Genomic DNA, 1,048 nt, shown 5'->3' with positions numbered 1-1,048 from the left:
TGATTGTTTCACTCTTGACTCTTGGCTCTTTCCTAATCCCTGCTCCCTGCTCCCTGCTCCCTGCTCCCTAAAACCTAGATATTTGTACCTCACCAGTTATATAATTGCTATATATTTGACAAATCAGATCGGATTTCTATAGAATCGCTTCATGGAATTTACATAAATCCTCGTAATATGGTATTACTAGGGTTGATTAGTATGGCTTGCTCTGAACCTTCCAATAGAAGGTTAACGGTTACCAGATTTTTATAAAATTACTTTAAAATTAAGGATATTTTTTGACATGAGTACTTAGAAAACACAATTGATCGACATTCGCTTAACCGAACAGCAAGCCTACTGGCAAAAGCGACTAAGTGGCGAACTACCTGTTTTACAAGAATTTTTAAGTGAGCCGCAATTGCCAGTTGATACAGTTATCATATCCAGGGAAGCTTTCCAACTAGAGCAACAGCTCTATATAGAGCGAACTAAATTTTGTAGCTGTGAAAATATCACTCTATTTACCGCGATTATAGCTATATTTAAAATTATTTTACTGCGTTAGACGGGGCAGAAAGATATCATTGTTGGTTCTCTATCTACCGATAGTCTCCGGGATACAAAGTCAGGAAGTAAGGAAAAGTTTGCTAATCCAATAGCACTAAGGACGAACTTATCAGGTGATCTAAGTGCTAGAGAACTTTTAAAGCGGGTTGCTAATACAATTGAGGAGGCTAGAGAAAATCGAGATTACCCATTTGAGAATTTATTTGAGGAATTAAAAACAGATGAAGGGTTAAGTAGAGCATCAATTTTTCAGGTGATGTTGGTGTTGTGTAATGTGCCATTTTGTATTTCCAAAATACCGATAGAAAAAGAGCATTTGAAAGAGCATTTAGCAGACATCTCCGAACAAATTCACAGCTGTGCTCTGGTGATTATGGCTTCTGAGGAAGAAGGGAGTTTAACCCTAGAGTGTGAATACAACTCCCAGTTGTTAGATTCAGCAACAATTCAGCAAATTTTGGGGCATTTCCAGACTTTGCTTGAGGCCATCGTTGCT

1 pseudogene is annotated in these 1,048 nt (G+C 37.9%); it reads left to right on the top strand.

What is annotated here, in order from left to right:
* Positions 1–307: 307 nt before the first annotated feature.
* Positions 308–1,048, top strand: a pseudogene (locus F6K53_RS45175) (condensation domain-containing protein); the annotation flags it as partial.

The organism is Moorena sp. SIO4A1, from assembly GCF_010672065.1.
GTDB lineage: Bacteria > Cyanobacteriota > Cyanobacteriia > Cyanobacteriales > Coleofasciculaceae > Moorena.
The sequence above is the reverse complement of the archived record's forward strand: the minus strand, read 5'-3'. Positions and strand labels throughout refer to the sequence as shown.